At 65.3% G+C, this 22,619-nt stretch carries 21 protein-coding genes; 13 read left to right on the top strand and 8 right to left on the bottom strand.

The window, feature by feature from the left end; genetic code table 11:
• Positions 1-64 precede the first annotated feature (64 nt).
• The 3 genes from fabI to fabA all read right to left on the bottom strand — a co-directional run bounded on the left by fabI (position 65) and on the right by fabA (position 2,819).
• Entirely contained in the window at positions 65-862 is a 798-nt protein-coding gene (gene fabI, locus AC5ZFO_RS05655) for an enoyl-ACP reductase FabI (RefSeq protein WP_282521625.1), read from the bottom strand.
• 172 nt (positions 863-1,034) lie between these two features.
• On the bottom strand, positions 1,035-2,258 hold the full coding sequence (gene fabB, locus AC5ZFO_RS05650) for a beta-ketoacyl-ACP synthase I (RefSeq protein ID WP_282521626.1): 1,224 nt from the start codon (positions 2,256-2,258) through the stop codon (positions 1,035-1,037).
• 39 nt (positions 2,259-2,297) lie between these two features.
• Complete coding sequence (gene fabA / locus AC5ZFO_RS05645) at positions 2,298-2,819, bottom strand: bifunctional 3-hydroxydecanoyl-ACP dehydratase/trans-2-decenoyl-ACP isomerase (protein WP_282521627.1); 522 nt, start codon at positions 2,817-2,819, stop codon at positions 2,298-2,300.
• A 352-nt stretch (positions 2,820-3,171) separates the two neighbouring features.
• Between fabA and irrA the strand changes: the two genes are divergently transcribed.
• Positions 3,172-3,663, top strand: coding sequence for an iron response transcriptional regulator IrrA (gene irrA, locus AC5ZFO_RS05640; RefSeq protein WP_063980150.1), 492 nt, complete (start codon positions 3,172-3,174; stop codon positions 3,661-3,663).
• Positions 3,664-3,840: 177 nt separating this feature from the next.
• Here irrA and AC5ZFO_RS05635 read toward each other — a convergent pair whose 3' ends face one another.
• Positions 3,841-4,371: an SH3 domain-containing protein gene (locus AC5ZFO_RS05635; protein WP_282521628.1), complete on the bottom strand. Its 531-nt coding sequence runs from the start codon at positions 4,369-4,371 to the stop codon at positions 3,841-3,843.
• A gap of 312 nt (positions 4,372-4,683) precedes the next feature.
• On the opposite strand from AC5ZFO_RS05635, the gene AC5ZFO_RS05630 reads away from it, so the two are divergent.
• Together AC5ZFO_RS05630 and AC5ZFO_RS05625 are read left to right on the top strand one after the other, a co-directional pair.
• Entirely contained in the window at positions 4,684-5,685 is a 1,002-nt protein-coding gene (locus tag AC5ZFO_RS05630) for a 2-hydroxyacid dehydrogenase (protein ID WP_014490950.1), read from the top strand.
• 153 nt (positions 5,686-5,838) lie between these two features.
• Positions 5,839-6,153 (top strand): YrhB domain-containing protein, encoded by a 315-nt coding sequence (locus tag AC5ZFO_RS05625; RefSeq protein ID WP_282521629.1) that lies wholly within the window; start codon positions 5,839-5,841, stop codon positions 6,151-6,153.
• A gap of 119 nt (positions 6,154-6,272) precedes the next feature.
• On the opposite strand, the gene AC5ZFO_RS05620 is transcribed toward AC5ZFO_RS05625, so the two are convergent.
• On the bottom strand, positions 6,273-7,076 hold the full coding sequence (locus AC5ZFO_RS05620; protein WP_282521630.1) for a HesA/MoeB/ThiF family protein: 804 nt from the start codon (positions 7,074-7,076) through the stop codon (positions 6,273-6,275).
• 233 nt (positions 7,077-7,309) lie between these two features.
• Here AC5ZFO_RS05620 and AC5ZFO_RS05615 point away from each other — a divergent pair, with 233 nt between their 5' ends.
• A complete protein-coding gene (locus AC5ZFO_RS05615; protein ID WP_282521631.1) occupies positions 7,310-8,668 on the top strand; it encodes a serine protease in 1,359 nt (452 codons plus the stop codon).
• Positions 8,669-8,671: 3 nt separating this feature from the next.
• Here AC5ZFO_RS05615 and ggt read toward each other — a convergent pair whose 3' ends face one another.
• Together ggt and AC5ZFO_RS05605 are read right to left on the bottom strand one after the other, a co-directional pair.
• Positions 8,672-10,351, bottom strand: a complete 1,680-nt coding sequence (gene ggt / locus AC5ZFO_RS05610) for a gamma-glutamyltransferase (protein ID WP_282521632.1) — start codon at positions 10,349-10,351, stop codon at positions 8,672-8,674.
• Positions 10,311-10,472: a hypothetical protein gene (locus tag AC5ZFO_RS05605; RefSeq protein WP_496121662.1), complete on the bottom strand. Its 162-nt coding sequence runs from the start codon at positions 10,470-10,472 to the stop codon at positions 10,311-10,313. The genes ggt and AC5ZFO_RS05605 overlap by 41 nt, the downstream gene beginning before the upstream one ends.
• A 123-nt stretch (positions 10,473-10,595) precedes the next feature.
• On the opposite strand from AC5ZFO_RS05605, the gene AC5ZFO_RS05600 reads away from it, so the two are divergent.
• A complete protein-coding gene (locus AC5ZFO_RS05600) occupies positions 10,596-11,339 on the top strand; it encodes a nucleotide-binding protein (RefSeq protein WP_282521633.1) in 744 nt (247 codons plus the stop codon).
• A 245-nt stretch (positions 11,340-11,584) separates the two neighbouring features.
• Here AC5ZFO_RS05600 and mutM read toward each other — a convergent pair whose 3' ends face one another.
• The gene (mutM, locus tag AC5ZFO_RS05595; RefSeq protein WP_282521634.1) at positions 11,585-12,484 is read right to left on the bottom strand and encodes a bifunctional DNA-formamidopyrimidine glycosylase/DNA-(apurinic or apyrimidinic site) lyase; all 900 of its coding nucleotides are present in this window, start codon (positions 12,482-12,484) and stop codon (positions 11,585-11,587) included.
• Positions 12,485-12,565: 81 nt separating this feature from the next.
• Here mutM and ubiE point away from each other — a divergent pair, with 81 nt between their 5' ends.
• From ubiE to AC5ZFO_RS05555, 8 genes are all read left to right on the top strand, one after another.
• Positions 12,566-13,327, top strand: coding sequence for a bifunctional demethylmenaquinone methyltransferase/2-methoxy-6-polyprenyl-1,4-benzoquinol methylase UbiE (gene ubiE / locus AC5ZFO_RS05590; protein WP_496121629.1), 762 nt, complete (start codon positions 12,566-12,568; stop codon positions 13,325-13,327).
• The gene (gene ubiB, locus AC5ZFO_RS05585; protein ID WP_282521636.1) at positions 13,324-14,898 is read left to right on the top strand and encodes a 2-polyprenylphenol 6-hydroxylase; all 1,575 of its coding nucleotides are present in this window, start codon (positions 13,324-13,326) and stop codon (positions 14,896-14,898) included. The genes ubiE and ubiB overlap by 4 nt, the downstream gene beginning before the upstream one ends.
• 57 nt (positions 14,899-14,955) lie before the next feature.
• Positions 14,956-16,407, top strand: a complete 1,452-nt coding sequence (gene coaBC, locus AC5ZFO_RS05580; RefSeq protein ID WP_496121627.1) for a bifunctional phosphopantothenoylcysteine decarboxylase/phosphopantothenate--cysteine ligase CoaBC — start codon at positions 14,956-14,958, stop codon at positions 16,405-16,407.
• Positions 16,404-16,862 carry a dUTP diphosphatase gene (dut, locus tag AC5ZFO_RS05575; protein ID WP_282521638.1) on the top strand — a complete coding sequence of 153 codons (459 nt, stop codon included), beginning with the start codon at positions 16,404-16,406 and terminating at the stop codon, positions 16,860-16,862. Before coaBC ends, dut begins: the two co-directional genes overlap by 4 nt.
• 190 nt (positions 16,863-17,052) lie before the next feature.
• Positions 17,053-19,557 carry a sensor histidine kinase gene (locus AC5ZFO_RS05570; protein ID WP_282521639.1) on the top strand — a complete coding sequence of 835 codons (2,505 nt, stop codon included), beginning with the start codon at positions 17,053-17,055 and terminating at the stop codon, positions 19,555-19,557.
• A complete protein-coding gene (gene tsaE, locus AC5ZFO_RS05565; RefSeq protein WP_282521640.1) occupies positions 19,554-21,134 on the top strand; it encodes a tRNA (adenosine(37)-N6)-threonylcarbamoyltransferase complex ATPase subunit type 1 TsaE in 1,581 nt (526 codons plus the stop codon). Before AC5ZFO_RS05570 ends, tsaE begins: the two co-directional genes overlap by 4 nt.
• Before the next feature lie 89 nt (positions 21,135-21,223).
• Complete coding sequence (locus tag AC5ZFO_RS05560; protein ID WP_282521641.1) at positions 21,224-21,541, top strand: PilZ domain-containing protein; 318 nt, start codon at positions 21,224-21,226, stop codon at positions 21,539-21,541.
• A gap of 155 nt (positions 21,542-21,696) precedes the next feature.
• Complete coding sequence (locus AC5ZFO_RS05555) at positions 21,697-22,419, top strand: nucleotidyltransferase family protein (protein WP_282521642.1); 723 nt, start codon at positions 21,697-21,699, stop codon at positions 22,417-22,419.
• Positions 22,420-22,619: the final 200 nt, after the last annotated feature.

Raw genomic sequence — 22,619 nt, 5'->3', positions numbered from 1 at the left:
CGCAACTGTTGAGAGATGGTGGGCACGTCGCTTGCGCTCCTTTGCCGACCCTACGGAGTCGTGTCTATTCCGTCTTCAAATCGTCCGGCCTTGGCATCAGGACGATGTTGTAGCCGGAATCGACATAGTGGATTTCGCCGGTCACGCCGCCGGAGAGATCCGACAGCAGATACAGCGCCGAACCGCCGAGCTCGTCGAGCGTGACGCCGCGGCGGAGCGGCGAATGTTTTTGCATGAAGCCGAACATCGCGCGTGCCTCGCCGATGCCCGAGCCGGCGAGCGTACGGATGGGGCCTGCGGAGATCGCGTTGACGCGGATGCCGCGCGGTCCGAAATCGGAGGCGAGGTAGCGCACGGAGGCCTCCAGCGCCGCCTTGGCCACGCCCATCACGTTGTAGTTCGGCATCGCGCGCTCCGAGGCGCCGAAGGTCAGCGTGATCATGCTGCCGCCCTCCGTCATCAGCTCGGCGGCGCGTTTTGCGACCTCCGTGAACGAGAAACAGGAGATCACCATGGTGCGCGAAAAATTCTCGCGGCTGGTGTCGGCGTAGCGGCCCTTCAGCTCGTTCTTGTCGGCAAAGCCGATGGCGTGGATGACGAAATCGAGCTTGCCCCATTTCTCGCGCAGCACGGCGAAGGTCGCATCAACGCTGGCGATGTCCTCGACGTCGCAAGGCAGCACCAATTCCACGCCGAGAGACTCCGCCAGCGGCTTGACGCGCTTGCCCAGCGCCTCGCCCTGGAAGGTGAAGGCAAGCTCGGCACCGTGGGCATGCAACGTCTTCGCCATGCCCCAGGCGATCGAATGATCATTGGCGATGCCCATGATCAGACCGCGCTTGCCCTTCATCAGTCCTTCCATTGCAGCCGTCGCTCCTATTCTCGACGTCATCGCCCGCCTTGTGCGCCTTGCGCACTGGGGCGGGCGATCCAGTATTCCGAAACAGTCATGATAATCGCAGGGCCGCGGCGTACTGGATACCCCGCCCCCGTGCGCAATTGCGCACTAGGCGGGGCATGACAGCATGCTGGGCTCACACATCCAGCCGGCTGAACACCAGCGTGGCGTTGGTGCCGCCGAAGCCGAAGGAGTTCGACAGCACGGTGCCGATCTTGACGTTGTCAATGCGCTTGCGCACGATCGGCATGTCGGCGAACACGGGATCGAGCTCCTGGATGTGAGCGCTCTCGCAGATGAAGCCGTTGTTCATCATGAGCAGCGAGTAGATCGCCTCCTGCACACCGGTCGCACCGAGCGAATGGCCGGTCAGCGCCTTGGTCGCCGAGATCGGCGGGCACTTCTCGCCGGCACCGAACACGCGACGCAGCGCGTCGATCTCCGGCGGATCGCCGGCCGGCGTCGAGGTCGCGTGCGGATTGATGTAATCGACCCTGGTCTTCACCGTCGACATCGCCATGCGCATGCAGCGCTCGGCGCCTTCACCGGAGGGCGCCACCATGTCGTAGCCGTCCGACGTCGCGCCGTAGCCGACGATCTCGCCGTAAATGCGCGCGCCGCGCGCCTTGGCATGTTCGAGCTCTTCCAGCACCAGCACGCCGGCACCGCCGGCAATCACGAAGCCGTCGCGGTTGACGTCATAGGGACGCGAGGCGGTGGCGGGCGTATCGTTGTATTTCGAGGACATCGCGCCCATGGCGTCGAACAGCACCGAGAGCGACCAGTCCAGTTCCTCGCAGCCGCCGGCGAAGATGACGTCCTGCTTGCCGATCTGGATCGTCTCATAGGCGTTGCCGACGCAATGGTTCGACGTCGCGCAGGCCGAGGAGATCGAATAGTTCACGCCCTTGATCTTGAACCAGGTCGCAAGCGTCGCCGAGGCCGTGGACGACATCGCCTTCGGCACTGCAAACGGTCCGACGCGCTTCGGTCCCTTGGTGCGGGTGATGTCGGCGGATTCGACGATGGTGCGGGCGGACGGGCCGCCGGACCCCATGATGATGCCGGTGCGGATGTTGGAGACTTCGTCAGGCGACAGACCGGAGTCCTGGATCGCCTGCTCCATCGCGATGTGATTCCAGCCGGCGCCCTGGCCGAGGAAGCGCATCGCACGCCGGTCGACGACCGTCGCAGGATCGATCGTCGGCGCACCTTGCACCTGCGAACGAAAACCGAGTTCGGCATATTTCTCAGCCCGCGAAATGCCCGACTTCGCCTCGTGGAGGCTCGCAAGCACTTCCTGGGTGTTGTTTCCGATCGACGAGACGATACCCATCCCGGTGACCACAACCCGCCTCATGACAGCCTCGCCTTAATCGTTGTCTTCGTGGTGATGCGCTCAGCTCAGGTTCGTGCCCTGCTTGAACAGGCCGACCTTCAGATCCTTCGCGCGATAAATAATCTGGTCATCGACCGAAAGCCACCCGTCGGCGATGCCGAGCACGAGCTTTGAACGCATCACGCGTTTGATATCGACGTTGTACACAACCTTGCGGGCCTCAGGCAGCACCTGGCCGCTGAACTTTAATTCGTTCAGGCCCAGCGCGCGGCCGCGACCTTCACCCCCGGTCCAGCCCAGAAAAAAGCCGACCATCTGCCACAGCGCATCGAGACCGAGGCAGCCGGGCATGACGGCATCGTTCTTGAAGTGGCAGCCGAAGAACCAGAGGTCGGGCTTCACGTCGAGCTCGGCCCGCACCACTCCCTTGCCGAACTCGCCGCCATTGTCGCTGATATCCGTGATGCGGTCGAACATGAGCATCGGCGGCAGCGGCAGCTGGGCATTGCCCGGGCCGAACATCTCGCCGCGGCCACATGCCAGCAGATCTTCGTATTCGTAACCGTTGCGCCTGTTCAGCATGCGGAAGCCTCTGTTCTAACCCCGATTGAGCGGCGTTTCTGGCGAAAATGGGCCCCGTTTCGTTCGGAAAGCCGCGCCAATTACCGTCGTCAGGCGCGACTGCCACAAGCCAGGATGGACTGCGGGCCGGGCCTCAATGCCCGGCTGCGCCATAATCGGCCAAGCGGAACCGCGGGCTCTCTAACACAGGCATTTCAGGTGGCAAAGCAATCTCATGAAGGTAAAGTGACGACGTGTTCGCCCGGTTCCACTTCTCATTAGAACCTCTCTAGTTGCGAGAAACTTGCATCTGCATCTATCTGTCCATATATTGCATGCAGATGCAGTGTCCACGCGTGCCCGAAATCTGGAAATGAGCGAGAATCCCGCGCCCCATCACGACGACGACGTCCATTCCGCCGCCCTCCTGTCCGGCCGCCAGCCGGCCTTGACCGGCTGCCCGTGGCACGACGTCAACGAAATGCTCCAGTCCGCGGGGCTTCGTCCGACGCGCCAGCGCATGGCGCTCGGCTGGCTCCTGTTCGGCAAGGGTGCTCGCCACCTCACGGCTGAAATGCTCTATGAGGAGGCGACGCTGGCCAAGGTGCCGGTGTCGCTCGCGACCGTCTACAACACGCTGAACCAGCTGACCGATGCCGGCCTGCTGCGTCAGGTCAGCGTCGACGGCACCAAGACCTATTTCGACACCAACGTCACCACCCACCACCATTATTACCTCGAGAACAGCCACGAGCTGGTCGATATCGAGGATCCGCATCTGGCGCTGTCCAAGATGCCGGAGGTGCCCGAGGGTTACGAGATCGCGCGCATCGACATGGTCGTGCGCCTGCGCAAGAAGCGCTGAGTTTCAGTTCTAAACTGCTGATTTAGTCGTCATGGCCGGGCTTGTCCCGGCCATCCACGTTTTGGGGCTGGCGAGAAGTACGTGGATGCCCGGGACATAGGCGAGCGGAAGCGACGCCGTCCTTCGGACGGCTATGCCCGGGCATGACGCCGGAGCAAATAGCTCGCTTCTATCGCGTCAATTCACCTGCTCGTCCGAATAGACGCCCCAGAGGCGCTCCTGCTGGATCCAGCCGTCAAAACCGTTGCCGGTGACACGGCACCAGTTTGCAGTGCACTTCTTGACCTGCGTGACGACGCCGGCCTGGAGCTTGGCCGCAACCGCACTGTCGATATCGGCGCGGTCGTAGATCGGCGCCAGGTCGTCCTTGTGCTTCATGGTGACGACCGCGGTGCGGCGGCCCGACAGCAGCGAATGATAGACCCAGCCCTCGGCGCCTTCGGAATCGCGCACCCGGCGCCAGTTCTCGAACTCGGCGGTGATTTCGACCGGCAGGCCGGAGCGGGTGTAAACCCAGGCCACATCATTGTCCTTGGTCGGGCCGGCGCGGACATTCACGTGATCCGATTTGAGGCTGACATAACGCGGCACCGGGAGGCCGCTCGCGGTCTGGGGGGTGGTGTCCTTCGCTGAGTGACCGGGGCTGACCGACGCGCTCAACCAGGTGCAAACGAGCGCCATCACCGAACAAAAACGCCCCAACGCCATCAACCCGTCTCCTGTCGAGGACCCCGCCGAGCCGGGCCCTCACCCAAAATTCCAAACTTGCCGCGCAAGCCCCCTCTCTCGTGTTCCCGAAGCCTTGACCCTGGTTCTTGTCTTGGCCCGGCCTTCTGCTAGAGAGGACGGACACGTGAACAACCAGTTTGCCCCGATTTTCCGGTCGGAAATGTCGGGAGAGCTTGAAGGAAGCGCCGGGGACGACACGGCAAAGGCAGTGTCGAACAACCGGGTTAATGAGGCCTCAACGGCCGGCCTTTGGCGACAGAGGCGGCTTGCGGCGCCTCATGAGGGCATGACATGTCGGTGAAGAAAAAGCCCCTCGTGGTGGTGACGCGCAAGCTGCCGGACTCGATCGAGACCCGGATGCGCGAGCTATTCGACGCGCGGATCAATCTCGAGGACACGCCGATGTCGGCCGAGCAGATCGCCGAGGCCGCGCGTACCGCCGACGTGCTGGTTCCGACCGTCACCGACCACATCACCGCCGACATCGTCAACCAGCCCGACTGCAAGCTCCGCCTGATCGCCAATTTCGGCAACGGCGTCGACAATATCGATGTCGAGGCCGCGCATGCCCGCGGCATCACCGTCACCAACACGCCAAAGGTTCTGACCGAAGACACCGCCGACATGACCATGGCGCTGATCCTGGCCGTGCCGCGCCGGATGATCGAAGGCGCCTCGATCCTGACCGAAGGAAAGCCCTGGCCCGGCTGGTCCCCGACCTGGATGCTCGGCCACCGCATCGGCGGCAAGCGTCTCGGCATCATCGGCATGGGCCGCATCGGCCAGGCGGTCGCGCGCCGCGCCCGCGCCTTCGGCCTCCAGATCCACTACCACAATCGCCGCCCCGTGGCGCCGAAGATCGCCGAAGAGTTAGGGGCGACCTATTGGGAGAGCCTCGACCAGATGCTGGCGCGGATGGACATCATCTCGGTGAACTGTCCGCACACGCCGGCGACCTATCATCTGCTGTCGGCGCGGCGGCTGAAGCTGATCCGCAAGGACGCCTACATCGTCAACACCGCGCGCGGCGAGGTCACCGACGAGGACACGCTGATCAAGCTGATCGAAGGCGGCGAGATCGGCGGCGCCGGCCTCGACGTCTACGAGCACGAGCCCGCAGTCAATCCAAAGCTGGTGCGGCTCGCCAAGGCCGGCAAGGTGGCGCTGCTGCCGCATATGGGCTCGGCAACGATCGAGGGCCGCGTCGAGATGGGCGAGAAGGTGATCATCAACATCCGCACCTTCCTCGACGCGCACAAGCCGCCGGACCGCGTGCTGCCGAGCATGCTCTAGAGGCGCGGCGCGCTAGCGCCGCACTCATACGCGGCAAAGATCGTCTTGATCCCAAAGTGGCCGTAATGCCTTGCGGTCGACCAAATATGGTTTGCCCGCTGAACCGTGTCGTAAGCTGGCGACGTTTCACAAAATTGACGAGACGCCGGTACCATGGACTTCGATAAGGCAGCAGCGCTTGCAAGCGCTTGGGTGGACATTCTTTGCGAGGGACAGGCGTGCATTGTGCGTGAACTCACAATCGCGAAGCCATACGGCTGGGTATTCTTCTATGAATCCAGAGAATTCCTCGATGATGGCAATCCTTCAGCGGTGCTCGTCGGGAACGCTCCGATCATTGTGAACAGGAACACGTCTGAGCTGCGCGTAACGGGAACGGCCAAGCCGCTGGAGCACTATTTGACGGAGTACGAGAAGACGCTCCCTCCAATATGGCTTCAACAAACGCCGCAACTTCCAACTTGGTGAGCACACGCAAAGCTAGAGGAAAGGTATAGCGTACAATCGCTCGGCCCAGCGCCGACATGCTGGCCATATCGGCTTCAAAGTCGCCTTCTAAGAGCAACGCGGACGGTGAATTTACCCCGCTATTCGCGGTGGATGCTCAGGTCGTCGAACACAGGCCCATCGCCATTGAGCGGATTGGCCGGATCGCGCGCGTAGCGCAGCGTTTCGAAGCGCATCGCGCGCGCATCGATCATCAGGAGGCGGCCGACCAGGCCGTCGCCGAAGCCGACGATCTCGCGGATCGCCTCCAGCGCCATCATCGAGCCCATCACGCCAGCAAGCGCGCCCATGACGCCGGCCTCGGCGCAGGCCGGCACGGTGCCGGGCGGCGGCGCTTCCGGAAACAGGCAGCGATAGGTCGGATTGAACACGCCCTGCTCGTTCTTCTCATGCGCGCGGATGGTGGTGAGCGAGCCGTCGAAGGTGCCGAGCGCCGCCGTGATCAGCGGCCGCTTCGCGAAGAAGCAGGCGTCCGAGGCCAGATAACGCGTCGAGAAATTGTCGGAGCCGTCGAGCACGAGATCGTAGTCTCCGATCATGCTCAGCGCATTGTCGGCATTGAGCCAGGTGGCATGGCCGACGAAGCGGACATGCGGATTGAGCGCGGAGATCCGCTCGGCCGCGCTCTCGACCTTGTGTCGGCCGATATCGGGCGTCGTATGGATCACCTGGCGCTGGAGGTTTGACAGCGAGACCACGTCGTCATCGACCACGCCGAGCGTGCCGACGCCGGCGGCCGCCAGATACATCAGCGCGGGCGCGCCGAGCCCGCCGGCGCCGATCACCAGCACGGAGGCCCGCTTCAGCGCAGCCTGGCCCGGCCCGCCGACATCGCGCAGCACGATATGCCGGGCATAGCGTTCGAGTTCGTCCGGGCTCAGCATCGTCGTCCTTCGTTCTCTCAAACCCTCATGGTGAGGAGCGCGGAACGCGCGTCTCGAACCATGAAGGCACCGATCTCGCCTGCGGCCATCCTTCGAGACGCGGCCTTCGGCCGCTCCTCAGGATGAGGGCCTGAGTTCGTGGCCCCTACACCAACTGAACCACCCCAACATTGTTCGCGACCAACGAGATGTGCTTCAATGGCAGCACGTTCAATGGGCTGGCTGGATTTGTCATGAGATCGATGCTTGCGGCAACACTGATGTTTGCGGCTGCCACAGGCGCGAGCGCCCAGATGACGACGTCAGAGGTCCCCGGCACCAAGCCGAAGCCGGTCCAGACCGTGCCGATCCGGCCTCCCGCACTGCAGACGCCGTCGGCCACGGCTGATGCGATGGCGCAGGCGGAACGGCTGTCGCTCCAGTCCGACCTCGCCTGGGTCGGCCAATATAACGGCGCCATCACCGGTGACGTCAGCGCGCGCATGGTCGAGGCGATCAAGGAATATCAGAAGGCCAAGGGTGGCAAGCCGACCGGCGTGCTCAATCCGCAGGAGCGCGCCGCGCTCGCCGAGACCGCGCGGCGCAAGCAGGAGAGCGTCGGCTGGAAGATCGTGATGGAGCCGGCCAGCGGCGCCCGGCTCGGCATCCCCGGCAAATTGGTGCCGCAGCAGGCGACCGATGCCAACGGCTCGAAATGGACGTCGCCGACCGGCACGGTGCAGGTGCTGCTGAGCCGCCGCAAGGAAGCCAATCCGACCACGGCGAAACTCGCCGAGCTGGAGAAGGAACCGTCTGGGCGCAAGGTCGACTACACCGTGGTGAAGCCCGACTTCTTCGTGCTGTCGGGATTGCAGGGCCTCAAGAAATTCTACGTGCGAGGCACCTTTAAGGGCGACGAAGTCCGCACCATGACGATCCTCTACGACCAGGCGACCGAGAACACCGTCGAGCCGGTCGTGATCGCGATGTCGAGCGCGTTCAATGCATTTCCGACGGGACCGCAGGCCGGGCCGCCGCCGCGCAAGACCGTCGAATATGGCACCGGCATCGTCGTCAGCGACGATGGTGCGATTGTCACGGACCGCCTCGTCACCGATAGCTGTCTTGCGATCACCATTGCCGGCTATGGCAGCGCCGACCGTCTCGCCGAGGACAAGGAGCACGATCTCGCGTTGCTGCACATCTACGGCGCGCGCGGCCTGAAGCCGCTCAGCCTCACCGGCGGCACAGCGAAGACGAGCGTCGATGTCATCGGCATCGCCGATCCGCAGAGCCAGGGCGGTGCGGCCAGTGTATCAAGCCTCAAGGGCGCGCTGGCGCCGGTCACCAGCAGCGACTCGGCACTGTCGCCGCCACCGGCGGTCGGCTTCTCCGGTAGCCCGGCCATCGACGGCGACGGAAAATTCGCGGGCGTCGCGCTGTTGAAGCCGGCGATGGTCGCGGGCCCTGCGACATCGGTGCCGGCGTCGCAGGCGGTGATGGTGTCTGCAGAGACGGTGCGTGATTTCCTGAAGGCGAACGGTGTCACGGCGAACGGCACGTCGACGGACGCGAAGGCGGCGGTCGTTCGCGTGATCTGCGTGCGGAAGTAACAATCAGTTCAACCTGAACCGCACACCGCTGCGCGCGAGGCCGCCGGAGATCCCGACCGGCGTGCCATCCGCGCGCCAGCAGGCGGCGCCGGTCATGGTGCCGTCGTCGTGGAAGGCAATGCCGTTCATGCCGCCCGCCACGGTCGCAACGGGCTGGACCTTGTGGCCGAGACCCGCAAGCTTCGCGCGCACGGCCTCCGGCACCTTCTGCTCGACTTCGAGCGCGTTGCCTTCGGTCCAGATGCGCGGCGCCTCGACCGCTTCCTGCAGGCTCATGCCGTGGTCGATCAGATTGACCAGCGCCTGCATCGCGCTGGGGAAGATGCGTTTTCCCCCGGGCAGGCCGAGCGCGTAGCGGAGCTTGCCGCCGCTCAGCGCCATCATCGGCGACATCGAGGTGGTGACGCGCTTGCCCGGCGCCAGCGACAGCGCGTGGCCGGGACGCGGATCGAACAGGTTCATGTAGTTGTTGGCGATGGCGCCCAGGCCCGGAATCATGATCTTGGCGCCGAACAGATTGTTGATGGTCTGCGTGGTCGCGACGACGTTGCCGAACGCATCCGCGGCGGTCATGTGCGTGGTGTGCGCGCCTTCGAGCTGCGAGACGCCGGCGCCCCAGGCCTGCGCCCGCGCCGGATCGATGGCGCGGCGGCGTTGCTCGGCATAGGCCTTCGACGTCAGCCGCTCCACGGGGACGCCGACATAATCCGGATCGCCACTGGCCGCGGCGCGATCGGCAAAGGCGATCTTCAGGACTTCGGCGAGATAGTGGATCGTCTCCGGCGTGCCGAAGCCGAGGCCTCCGATGTCATAGCCCTCGAGAATGTTCAGCATCTGCGCGATGTGCACGCCCGAGGCCGCGGGCGGCGGCGGGCCAAGGATGGTCCAGCCGCGATAGTCGGCGCGGATCGGCTGCCGTTCGACGGTCTTGTAGCCGCTGAGATCGTTGCGGCGGATGAAGCCGCCGGCCTTTTCCATGTAGTCGACGAGGATGTCACCGAGCGGCCCCTCGTAGAGGGCCTTTTCGCCGTGGTCAGCGATGGTGCGGAGCGTCTCGGCATATTCGGCCTGCACCACGCGTTCGCCGACCTTGAGCGGCTCGCCATCAGGCAAATAGATCGCCGCGATCGACTTGTCCTTGCGCATCCCGGCGGCGCTCTCGCTGATGCATTCGTGCAAATACGGCGTCGCCGCATAGCCGCGCGCGGCATGCTTGATCGCGGGCTGCATCACGTCGCCGAGCGACATGGTGCCGAAGCGGCGCAGCGTCTCGCACCAGGCTTTCAGCGAGCCCGGCGTGGCGACCGCCTTCGGGCCGTTGAGGTTCTCGTTGCCGACGGTGTCGAACACGTCATGCGCCGAGCCGGGCCTGGAGGTGTAGGTGGTGTCGCGCACCGCCGCAGGCACGGTGCTCTGCCCGTCGATGAAGCGGTGGCTGCCGTCGGCCAGACGTATATGCGCCATGCCGCCGCCGATGATGCCGACCATCATCGGCTCGACCACGGTCAGCGTGAACAGAGTCGCGATCGCGGCGTCGATGGCGTTACCGCCCGCCGCCAGCACCTCGGCGCCGGCGCTGGAGGCCAGCGGATGGTTGCTGACCACCATGCCGCGGCTCGAGACCGCCGGCATCTTCTGACATTCAAAGATCGTTGCCGTCCGGTCGCGCCAGTTTCCGCCCATGCCGCCTGCCCTTTTTATTTGCGGCGGCAAGCACATCATACGCGCGATGACGGGTCCAGTATTGGTACGGATTAGCTGGCATTCCCGATTCTGCCATCATCATTAGCGTTGATTCGGACATCCGCGGTCCCCTTTGGATCGGGCAGGGCACGTCCTGAGCGAGTAGCGCTCAGCATCGAGAAGCGATGCACGTTCGCGTGGCGTTACCCAGAGACCCCAGGCATTCCAGAGGATTCAACTTTCCATGCACACGATCGTACTGGCCACCCAAAAGGGTGGCAGTGGCAAGAGCACGCTTGCCATCGGCCTCGCGCTGGCGGCCAAGCAGGCCGGCTTCACCGTCCGCCTGATCGAAACCGACCCGCAGGGTACACTGTCCAACTGGCTGCGTCGCCGCCACGCTGACGATCTCGTCGTCGAGCCGATCTATCACGCGGCCGACATCGCGCCGCGCCTGAAGATGCTGGCCGACAGCGGCCTGCAGCTTGCGATCGTCGACACCGCGGCCGGCCTCAGCGCCGCGACCACCGCTGCGATCCGCCATTCCGACCTCTGCCTGATTCCGGCCCGCCCGAGCGTCGCCGACATCGAGGCGACCGTCTCGACGCTCAGCGTCGCGCGCGCCTGGAAGCGGCCCTACAGCTTCGTGCTGAACCAGGCGCCGATCCGCGGCCAGCGCATCGACAACGCCGCCAACACGCTCGCCGAGGAAGCCGCCCTCGATCTCGCCGAGGTGCTCGCACGCCCGTTGATCGTGATGCGCAACGACCATCAGGACTCGCTCGCGAGCGGCCTCGCCGTCAGCGAATTCGCGCCGAACGGCAAGTCGGCGGACGAGATCCGCGGCCTCTGGCGCTGGATCGAGACCCGGCTCGAGCTCGAAGCCACGACCAATGTCCTGATCGACCAGGTCATCTCGGTCGCGGACGGGATGCTGCATGCCGCCGCCGAGCACGCGGCGGACGAGACCACGACACTGGCGTCCTGAGCGGGGCGATCGCTCCGACGCCAGGCGGGCTCTTCACTTATCCGGTCGAAGCGCCCAAGCGACGAAGCAGTCCGGCCACCAGCCCGACCGGATTGCTTCGCTTCGCGTTTTTTGATGACCCTTGTAGCCCGGATGGAGCGAAGCGAAATCCGGGAAAGTCTCTCTGCAGAAAGTCTGGACCCGGATTGCGCTACGCTCCATCCGGGCTACGGGCCTTCGCGTTTTTCAGGCTTCGACCTTCACACTCACTTCTGACATTTCTGACACCAGAAGGTGGAGCGCCCGTTCTGGGTGAATCGCTTCACGGTGCCGCCGCACCCTGGCGTCTTGCAGGTCTCGCCCTCGCGGTCATAGACCTTGAAGGAGTGCTGGAAATAGCCGAGCTCGCCCGAGGTCTGGCGATGGTCGCGCAAGCTGGAGCCGCCGGCCCTGATCGCGTCGTTGAGCACGGTGTGAATGGCACCCACCAACCGCTTCGCATGATCGGTCGGCTCGCCGCCGCCGACACCCTTGCGACCCTTGGTCGCGAGTGTCGCAGCAATGCGGCGCGGCGACAGATGCGAGCGATGCAGCGCTTCGCAGACATAGATGTTGCCAAGCCCCGCGACCACGCGCTGGTCGAGCAGCGCGGCCTTCAGGCTCGTCGTCTTGCCCTCGCACGACCGCGCCAGCATCGCCGCGTCGAATTCGTTGCCGAGCGGCTCGGGACCGAGATCGCGCAGCAGTGGCTCGTCCTCGAGCGCGTTGCGCGCGATCACTTTCATGTAACCGAAGCGGCGCGGGTCGTTGAACACGATGTCGGCGCCGGAGGACATCCGAAACAGCACATGGTCGTGCGTGGAGTCCTTGGCCCGCGGGTAGTGAAACTCGCCCGGCACGGCCCTGTTGTCCGGCTTGATGACACGGAACGAGCCCGACATGCCCAGATGCATCAGCAGCACATCGCCGGAGGCGAGATCGGCCATGAGATATTTTGCACGGCGGCCAAGCCCCGTGACGACCTGCCCCTGGAGCCGGGCCACGAAATCGGGCTGGAAGGGAAAGCGCAGATCCGGCCTGCGGGCCTCCGCGACGAGGATTTTCGCACCCTCCATGACGGGCTGAAGGCCGCGGCGGACGGTCTCGACTTCGGGCAATTCAGGCATGGTCAGGCATTCACCTTATGAGGGCGGTGTGATAGCGCCATTGCGGCGGCCGCGCTATGGTCCGCCCAGTGGAGTAGAGTAATGGATCGGCCGGGCGAAACCACGCATTTTGGCTTCAGGGACGTTCCCTTGGGGGACAAGCAGACGCTGGTGAACGATGTGTTTCACAGCGTGGCGTCGCGCTATGACTTGATGAACGACCTGATGTCCGGTGGCCTGCACCGGGTCTGGAAGGACATCATGATCAACGCGCTCAACCCGCCGCGGGGTGACCGGCCGTTCGCGCTGCTCGACGTTGCCGGCGGCACCGGCGACATCTCGTTCCGCGCTGCCAAGGCGGCAGGTCCCGGCTTCCATGCCACGGTCTGCGACATCAACGCCGAGATGCTGGCCGTGGGCCGCGAGCGTGCTGCGAAGCGGCATCTCGAGACCCAGGTCGATTTCGTCGAGGGCAATGCCGAAGCGCTCGCCTTCGCCGACCGCAGCTTTGACGCATATACGATCGCTTTCGGCATTCGCAATGTGCCGCGGATCGACCTGGCGCTGCGCGAGGCCTATCGCGTGCTGAGGCCCGGCAGCCGCTTCCTGTGCCTGGAATTCTCCACCGTCGAAATGCCCGGGCTCGACCGGATCTATGACCTGTTCTCGTTCAAGGTGATCCCGCCGCTCGGCCGCATGGTCACGGGCGACGCCGAGTCCTACCAGTATCTCGTCGAATCGATCCGCAAGTTTCCGAAACCCAACGCCTTCGCCGACATGATCCGCGACGCCAGCTTCGCCCGCGTCGGCTGGCAGACATTGTCCGGCGGCATCGTCGCGCTGCATTCGGGCTGGCGTTTGTGATTTCTTCCATTACCCACATTTCGCGCCTGATCCGCGCCGCGTTCGTGTTTGCGCGCGAGGGCGTGTTCGGTTCCGTCGATCCGACCCTGGTGCCGCCGCCAGGGCAACTCGCGCTGAAGCTTGCGCGCCTCGTGGAACGGCGCGGTCCAAAGCACGGACCACGGCTGACGCGCGCGCTGACCCGGATGGGCCCAGCCTATCTCAAGCTCGGGCAGTTTCTGGCCACGCGTCCCGACGTCGTCGGCGTCGTCATGGCGCGTGATCTGGAAAGCCTCCAGGATCGCTTGCCGCCGTTTTCGCAAGCCGAAGCGGAAGCCGCGATCGCGAGCTCGCTGGAGCGTCCGCTCAAGGACGTGTTCGCGAGCCTCGGCCCGCCGGTCGCGGCAGCCTCGATCGCGCAGGTGCATCGCGGCGAAGTCTTGCGCGACGGCATCCGCAAGCCGGTCGCCGTAAAAGTGCTGCGGCCCAACGTGGCCTCGCGATTCCGCCGCGATCTCTCCGATTTCTTCTACGTCGCGCACAAGGCTGAGACCTATTCGAGCGAGGCGCGGCGTTTGCGACTTATCGAAGTCATCAACACCATGTCGCGCTCGGTCGCGATGGAGATGGACCTGCGGCTGGAAGCGGCGGCAATGTCGGAGATGGCGGAGAACACAGGCGACGATCCTGATTTTCGCGTGCCGACCGTCGACTGGGACCGCACCACGCACAATGTGCTGACGATGGAATGGATCGACGGCATCGCGCTGAACGATCACAAGCGCCTGCAAGAGGCGCAGGTCGACCTGCCCGATCTCGGCCGCAAGGTGATCCAGAGCTTTCTGCGCCACGCGCTGCGCGACGGGTTCTTCCACGCCGACATGCATCCGGGCAATCTGTTCCTCGATGACGCCGGCCGTCTGGTCGCGGTCGATTTCGGCATCATGGGCCGGCTCGGGATGAAGGAGCGGCGTTTCCTCGCCGAAATCCTGCTCGGCTTCATCACCCGCAACTATCGCCGCGTCGCAGAAGTGCATTTCGAGGCGGGCTATGTGCCGGCGCATCACTCGGTCGAGAATTTTGCGCAGGCCATCCGCGCGATTGGCGAGCCCATTCACAACCGGACGGCCGAAGAGATCTCGATGGCGCGGCTGCTGACGCTGCTGCTCGAGGTCACCGGCCTGTTCGACATGACGACGCGACCCGAGCTGATCCTGCTTCAGAAAACCATGGTCGTCGTCGAAGGCGTGGCGCGCGGCTTCAATCCCAAGCTCGACATCTGGAAGGTCGCCGACCCCGTGGTGCGCGAATGGATCGAACGCAATCTCGGACCGATCGGCCGGGTGCAGGGCGCGCTGTCCGGCACCGGCGAGCTCGCCCGCGTGCTGATGCGCCTGCCCGACATCGCGCAGCGCTCCGTCGTGGTGCTCGAGCAATTGGAGACCATGACGCGGGAGGGCCTGCGGCTGTCGCCGGAGAGCATCGCGGCGATGGGCCGCAGCGAGGGCCGCAAGAACCGGTGGCGCACCGTGGCGCTCTGGATCATTGCCGCCACCTTCATCGGAATCCTGATCGCCGTCCGGAATCTTTGATTGCACTGCAATCACGGAAACGATAGCATCGCTATCATTCCGTGCTGGAGGGGCGTCATGGCAAGCCTGACCATCCGCAAGCTCGACGAGGGCATCAAAACCTATTTGCGCCTGCGCTCGGCCAGGAACCGCAGGTCGGTCGAGGAAGAGGTCCGGGTCATCCTCGGCGAGCTGATCGAGGGCCGCGAGGAGCCGCTGACGCCGTTTGCGCTGCCGCCGGCCCAATCCACCACCTCCACGCCGCAACGGACCGGCGCCGTTCCCGAGGCGAGCGTTACCCTGATCATCGGCGGCGGTATCGCGGCATATAAGTCGCTCGACCTGATCCGTCGGCTCAAGGAACGCCGGATCGAGGTCCGTTGCGTATTGACCAAGGCGGCGCAGCAATTCGTCACGCCGCTGGCCGTGAGCGCGCTGTCGCATGAGCGCGTCTACACTGACCTGTTCGACCCGCAGAGCGAGTTCGACGCCGGTCACATCCGTCTGGCACGCGACTGCGACCTGATTGTCGTCGCGCCCGCGACTGCCGACCTCCTGGCGAAGATGGCCAATGGCCATGCCGACGATCTCGCCAGCGCCATCCTGCTCGCGACCAACCGCAAGGTTCTGCTGGCGCCGGCGATGAATCCGCTGATGTGGAACAACGCGGCGACGCGGCGCAACGTCACGCAGCTTCAGCGTGACGGCGTTGCGCTGATCGGCCCGAATTCCGGCGAGATGGCCGAGGCGGGCGAGGCCGGGATCGGCCGCATGTCCGAGGCGATCGAGATCGCCACTGCCGCCGAGCGCCTGCTGCGGCCGCCGGTGCCGCGACCGCTCGCCGGCAAGCGCGTGCTGATCACCGCAGGTCCCACGCACGAGCCGATCGACCCGGTGCGCTACATCGCCAACCGCTCCTCCGGCAAGCAGGGCTTCGCCATCGCCGCCGCCGCGCAGGCTGCCGGCGCCGAGGTGGTTTTGGTCAGCGGCCCGGTCGATCTCGGCGATCCCCCGGGCGTGACGGTGAAGCGTGTAGAGTCGGCCCGGCAGATGCTGGAGCAGGTGCAGGCGGCACTTCCCGCCGACATCGCGATCTTCGCGGCCGCGGTCGCCGACTGGCGGGTCGCCAGTGAGGGCGGGCAGAAGCTGAAGAAGACCTCAGCCGGCATGCCGCCGCTTCAGCTGGTCGAGAATCCCGACATCCTCGCCACGATCTCGAAGCTGACCGACCGGCGCCCGCCGCTGGTGATCGGCTTTGCCGCCGAGACCGAGCACCTCATCGACAACGCCAAGTCCAAGCTGGCCCGCAAGGGCTGCGACTGGATCGTCGCCAACGACGTCTCACCGGCGACCGGCGTGATGGGCGGCGACCGCAACACCGTGCATCTGATCAGTCGCAAGAATGGTGAGGAGGACGGCGAGATCGCAGTTGATTCCTGGCCGGTGATGACCAAGGAACAGGTCGCCATCGAGCTGGTCGCGCATGTCGCAAAGAGCGTGACCGACAAATCCCGGGAGCCGGCATCTTGAGCACGAAAGTCACGGTCGAACTGCAGCAACTGGCCCACGCCGAAGGCCTTCCGCTGCCGGCCTATCAGACCTCCGAAGCCGCCGGCCTCGACCTGATGGCCGCAGTTTCCGACAGCGAGCCGCTGACGCTCGCCGCCGGCCAATATGCGCTGGTGCCGACGGGTCTCGCGATCGCGCTGCCGCCCGGCCACGAGGCGCAGGTGCGGCCGCGCTCGGGCCTTGCCGCCAAGCACGGCGTCACCGTGCTGAACTCGCCCGGCACGATCGATGCGGACTATCGCGGCGAGATCAAGGTGATCCTGATCAACCACGGCACGGCGCCCTTCGTGGTCAGGCGCGGCGAGCGCATCGCGCAGATGGTGATCGCGCCGGTGGTGCAGGCCGCGCTGGTTCCCGTGGCGACATTGTCTGCGACCGATCGCGGCGCCGGCGGCTTCGGCTCGACCGGCCGCTAACGCACGGCAACTCCAGCCGAATCACCGCAGAACCACGTGAACCGGGAACCGCGCGCCCGGCATTTTTGTGGGACCGCCGCTGCGTTCACGATCTGGACTCTTACCGCTGGAGTCACGGTGAGGGTATTGTCGTTTGATTCGCGCGCGACGGGGGTCGTCGCGCGCAAATCCGTGCGGTCTTGGGGCAACTATGTCAGGCGTGATCGTGTCGATGCGTCGGACGCTGTTGTCGTGCACATCGTTGGCGCGCAACGGCCTGTTGGGAGGCGCTCTCGCGGCGCTGCTGCCGGCTGCGCCGGCTGAGGCTGCCGACCTCGTCGACACACTTTCCATAATGCTGGACTTCAACCGGCAGGAACTCGCGGTGCTGGCCACCGCGCTCGCGCTGCTCGGCTTCTCGGTCGTGGCCGCGATCCTGTTGATGCGCACGCGCGTGCGCACGGCGAACAACGAGGCGCGGCTGCGCGCGCGGATCGGCGAACTGCAACTCCAGTCCGATCGCTTCGGCGCGCTGCTGTTCGCCGAGCCGCAGATCCTGATCTCCTGGCCGGCCGGCGACAATCGCGCGCAGATTTCCGGCGACATCTCCATGGTGCTACCGCGCGATTCCTCCCCCCAGCGCGTCCTGGCGTTCGGAACGTGGCTGCCGCCAGAACCCGCGCTCCAAATGGATCACGCGGTCGATGCGCTACGTGACCGCGGCGACGGGTTCCAGCTGACGCTGACCACCGCGCACGGCCACACGCTGGAGGCCATCGGCCGCGCCATCGGCGGCCAGGCCATCGTCAGGATTCGCGAACTCTCCGGACTCCGGCGCGATTTGGCCGAGACCAATCTGCGTTACAAGGCCCTCGCCGACGAGACCGAGATGCTGCGCGGCTTTGCCGCCGCCGCACCCTGGCCGATCTGGGCCAAGGCCGAGAACGGCGCGCTGACCTACGCCAATCCGGCCTATGTGCGCGCGACCGAGGCAAGCAGCGTCACCGACGCCCAGCAGCGCAAGCTCGAGCTGCTCGACAGTGCCGACCGGACCGCGATGGACCGGGGCCTGAAGGACGCGGCCAGTTTCACCTCGCGGCTGCCGATCGTGATCGGCGGCGAGCGGCGCATCTACGACGTGCGCGCGGTCAATGTCGGCAGCGGCAATGTCGGCGTCGCCATCGATGCCAGCGAGGCGGATACGCTGAGCTCGGCGCTGGTGCGGATGGCGGAAGCGCATCGGCGCACGCTGGACCAGCTCTCCTCCGGCGTTGCCGTGTTCGACGGCCACCGCCGGCTCGCCTTCTACAACGATTCCTACCGCCGGCTGTGGGACCTCGACCGCACCTTCCTAGACGCCGACCCAGACGATTCAAGCGTACTCGACCAGCTCCGCGCTGCGCGCAAATTGCCGGAGCAGCCGGACTTCCGTGCCTGGAAGGCCAAGCTGCACGAGGCCTATCGCGCGGTCGAGACCGCCAAGGACACCTGGTACCTGCCCGACGGCCGCGCGCTCTCCGTCGTCACCACGCCGAATCCGGAAGGCGGCGTCACCTATCTGTTCGACGACGTCACCGAAAGCCTCGAGCTCGCCCGCCGCTTCGACGGCATGATCCGCGTCCAGCGCGAGACGCTGGACAGCCTCGCCGAGGGCGTCGCGGTGTTCGGCAGCAACGGCAGGGCGCAGCTGTTCAACCCGGCCTTCGTCCGGATGTGGAAGCTGTCGAGCGACGCCATGCGCGACGAGCCGCACATCCAGACGGTCGAAGGCTGGTGCCATCAGCTGTTCGACGACCCGCAAGTCTGGCGGCAGATCCGCGAGGCCGTCACCTCGATCGAGAGCCGCGCCGACGTGCCGCTGAAGCTCGAGCGCAAGGACGGCAGCGTGCTCGACGGCATGATCCGTCCGCTGCATGACGGCGCCACCATGCTGACGTTCCAGGACATCACCGACACCGAGAATGTCGAGCGTGCGCTGCGCGAGCGCAACGAGGCATTGGAGGCCGCGGACCAGATGAAGGTGGATTTCGTCCACCACGTCTCCTACGAGCTGCGCTCGCCGCTCACCACCATCATCGGATTCGCACATTTCCTCAGCGATCCCTCGACCGGGCCGCTGACGCCGAAACAGGCCGAATATCTCGACTACGTCACCAAATCCACCAACGCCCTGCTGGCGCTGACCAACAACATCCTGGATCTCGCCACGATCGACGCCGGCGCCATGAAGCTGGAACTCGGCCCGGTCGACGTCAGCAAGGCCATCGAGCTCGCCGCCGAGGGCATCCAGGACCGCCTCGCCACCGATCGCATCCGCCTCAAGGTCGAGATCGCGCCCGACATCGGCAGCTTCGTCGGCGACGAGAAGCGCGTGGTGCAGGTGCTCTATAACCTCCTCGCCAACGCAGTCGGGTTTTCTCCACAGGATTCCACCGTCGGCATCAGCGCGCGCCGCACCGAACGCAGCGTGGTCTTCACTGTGACAGATTCCGGGCCTGGAATACCTGCCGACATGAAGGACAAGGTGTTCAACTGGTTTGAAAGCCGCTCGCAGGGGTCGCGTCATCGCGGCGCCGGGCTCGGCCTGTCGCTGGTGCGCTCCTTCGTCGAGCTGCATGGCGGCAAGGTGCGGGTGGATTCGATCGTGGGCAGGGGCACGGTCGTGATCTGCGACTTCCCGACCGACCAGGCGGCGCATCGCGACGCCGCCGAATGACTGAACCGACCACATTCTCCGTCGCGCTTGTCAACGAGACGGCCACCGCACAATTGATGGCCGACCTCGCGTTGCTGGTCGGCCCCGGCGACGTCATCACCCTCACCGGCGATCTCGGCGCGGGCAAGACTGCGGCTGCGCGCGCCATGATCCGCTATCTCGCCGGCGACGAGGCGCTGGAAGTCCCGAGCCCGACCTTCACGCTGGTGCAGGGTTACGAGCTGCCGCCGTTTCCGGCGATGCATGCCGATCTCTACCGCGTCGAGGACGAGAGCGAGCTGGAGGAGATCGGCCTGTCGCCGCTTCCCGATGCCACGCTCGTCCTGATCGAATGGCCGGAACGCGCACCGTCGGCGATGCCGGAAGACCGCATCGACATCGCGCTGACGCACCGGCCGGCGCTGGGCTCGAATGCGCGCGCCGCCGACATCACGGGTTACGGCAAGGCCGCCGCGCAAGTCGCGCGGCTGAAGGCGCTGCGGGAATTCCTCGAGGCATCCGGCTACATGGATGCAACGCGCAAGCGCATGCCCGGCGATGCCTCGACCCGCTCCTATGCGCGACTGCTGCGCGACGACGAGATCGTCATCCTCATGAACTTTCCGCAGCGGCCCGACGGCGCTGCGATGTACAACGGAAAATCCTACAGCGCGGCGGTGCATCTCGCCGAGAACGTAAAGCCCTTCGTCGCCATCGACGAGGGCCTGCGCGCGCAAGGCATCTCCGCGCCCGCGATCCATCATTCCGATCTCGACCACGGCTTCCTGATCACCGAAGATTTCGGCAGCGAAGGCGTGATCGAAGGCGATCCGCCGCGCCCGATTCCCGAGCGCTACGAGACCGCAACCGACGTGCTGGCCGCGCTGCATCGCACGACGCTGCCGGAAACACTGCCGCTGGCGAGCCAGACCTACGCTATTCCGGTGTTCGACACCGAAGCACTCTTGATCGAAATCGGGTTGATGCCGGAATGGTATCTGCCCGACCGCAATGCGCCGCTGAGCGACGAGAAGCGCGCGGAGTTTTTCGCAATGTGGCGCGAGCTGCTGAGGAAGCCGCTGGCCGCGCCGAGGACGTGGATCATCCGCGACTTCCACTCGCCCAATCTGATCTGGCTCGGGATGCGCACCGGTATCGAACGCGTCGGTGTGATCGACTTCCAGGACACCGTGCTCGGACCGCAATCCTACGACGTGGTGTCGCTGCTCCAGGACGCCCGCATCGATGTCCCTGAGAACATCGAGCTGACGCTGCTGTCGCGCTACATCAAGGCGCGGCGCGCGAGCGATGCGAGCTTCGATGCGGCGGGCTTTGCGGAACTCTACGCGATCATGTCGGCGCAGCGGAACACGCGCCTGCTCGGCACCTTCGCCCGCCTCAACCGCCGCGACGGTAAGCCGCATTATCTGCGCCACCAGCCGCGGATCTGGACCTACCTCCAGCGCTCGCTGGCACATCCCGCGCTGGTTCACCTGCGCGACTGGTATCTCGCCAACGTCCCGCCGCCCCAAGGGACGTCCCAAGGGGCGTCCCAAGAGCCGTCCGAAGAGCAGCCTGAAGGGCAGCCCCAAGCCTGATTCGCGGCCCGATTTACCGCCTGTTAGCCGTCGCATCGGTATCATCGCCCGCAGGCAGCCGGACAAGGACGGGGCTGGAGCAAGGGCAGATGGCGGTCAAGACGGACCATCGTGGCAACAGCCGGGTTGTTTTCGAGCGCGGGATCCCGGCCCAGATGATGGGGATCGACGGCACCTGGCGGCGCGAGTGCACCATGGAGGACGTCTCCGAGAGTGGCGCCAAGCTGACCATCGACGGCTCGGTCGAAGGCCTGCATCTGAAGGAATTTTTTCTCCTGCTGTCGTCCACCGGACTTGCGTACCGGCGCTGTGAGCTGGCGTGGGTCAATGGCGACCAGATCGGCGTCAATTTTCTCAAGCTCGGCGACAAGAAGAAAAAGGCGCGATCCACACCCGTCGGGGCGTGAGGGCAACACCCGTCGCACAACCGTCACGGCAGGTGGTTAAGGCGGTTAAGACGCGGTGCGGCCAATTGCGGTCCGTGTTAGGATTGCTGCGTACGCGAACTTCAAAAGTTCTTAAGTCCAGGATTCCGGGAAAGACGAGTCTGAGAAAGCGAACGATGTCCGTCAAGCCGACCAAAGCCATGGTGCTCGCCGCGGGGTTCGGGCTGCGCATGCGTCCGTTGACGGAGAAGATGCCGAAGCCGCTCGTGCCGGTGGCCGGCCAGCCGCTGCTGGACCACGTGCTCGACAAGCTCGGCGACGCCGGCGTGACCGAGGCGATCGTCAATGTGCACTATCTGCCGGACCAGATCATCAACCACACCGCATCCCGCCAGCATCCGCGCGTAACCATCTCGGACGAGCGCGACCAGGTACTCGGCACCGGTGGTGGCGTGGTCAAGGCGCTGCCGCTGCTCGGCGACGCGCCGTTCTTCCATGTCAATTCCGACACGCTGTGGATCGACGGCGTGCGCTCGAACCTGGCGCGGCTTGCGGAAAACTTCGACCCTGAGCGCATGGACATCCTGCTCTTGATGGCGCCGACAGCGACCAGCATCGGCTATAGCGGCCGCGGCGATTACGGCATGCTGCCCGACGGTGCCCTGCGCAAGCGCAAGGAAAAAGAGGTCGTTCCGTTCGTCTATGCCGGCGCGGCGATCCTGTCGCCGACGATCTTCGAAGGCGCGCCGCAGGGCGAGTTCTCGCTGACAAAAATGTTCGACCGCGCCAACGAGCAGGAGCGCCTGTTCGGCCTCCGCCTCGACGGCGTCTGGATGCATGTCGGCACGCCCGATGCCGTGCACGCGGCGGAAGAGGCGTTCCTGGAGAGCGTGGCGTAAGGCTGCTCCAATCACAGTGCCGTAGGGTGGACAAAGGCGCCCTTGCGCCGTGCCCACCATCTCTCTCGATCGCAAAAATGCGCGGGCACGCTCGCTTTGCCCACCCTACGGCACCGGCGCCAACCTCGCGAACAGCGGGGAAAGACCCCGCCGCGCCCCATGACCATTTGAATCCGCGTCCCTATATTGGCGCCTGATTC

Source organism: Bradyrhizobium sp. Unk1, from assembly GCF_059512345.1.
This window is presented reverse-complemented; position numbering and strand designations above follow the sequence as displayed.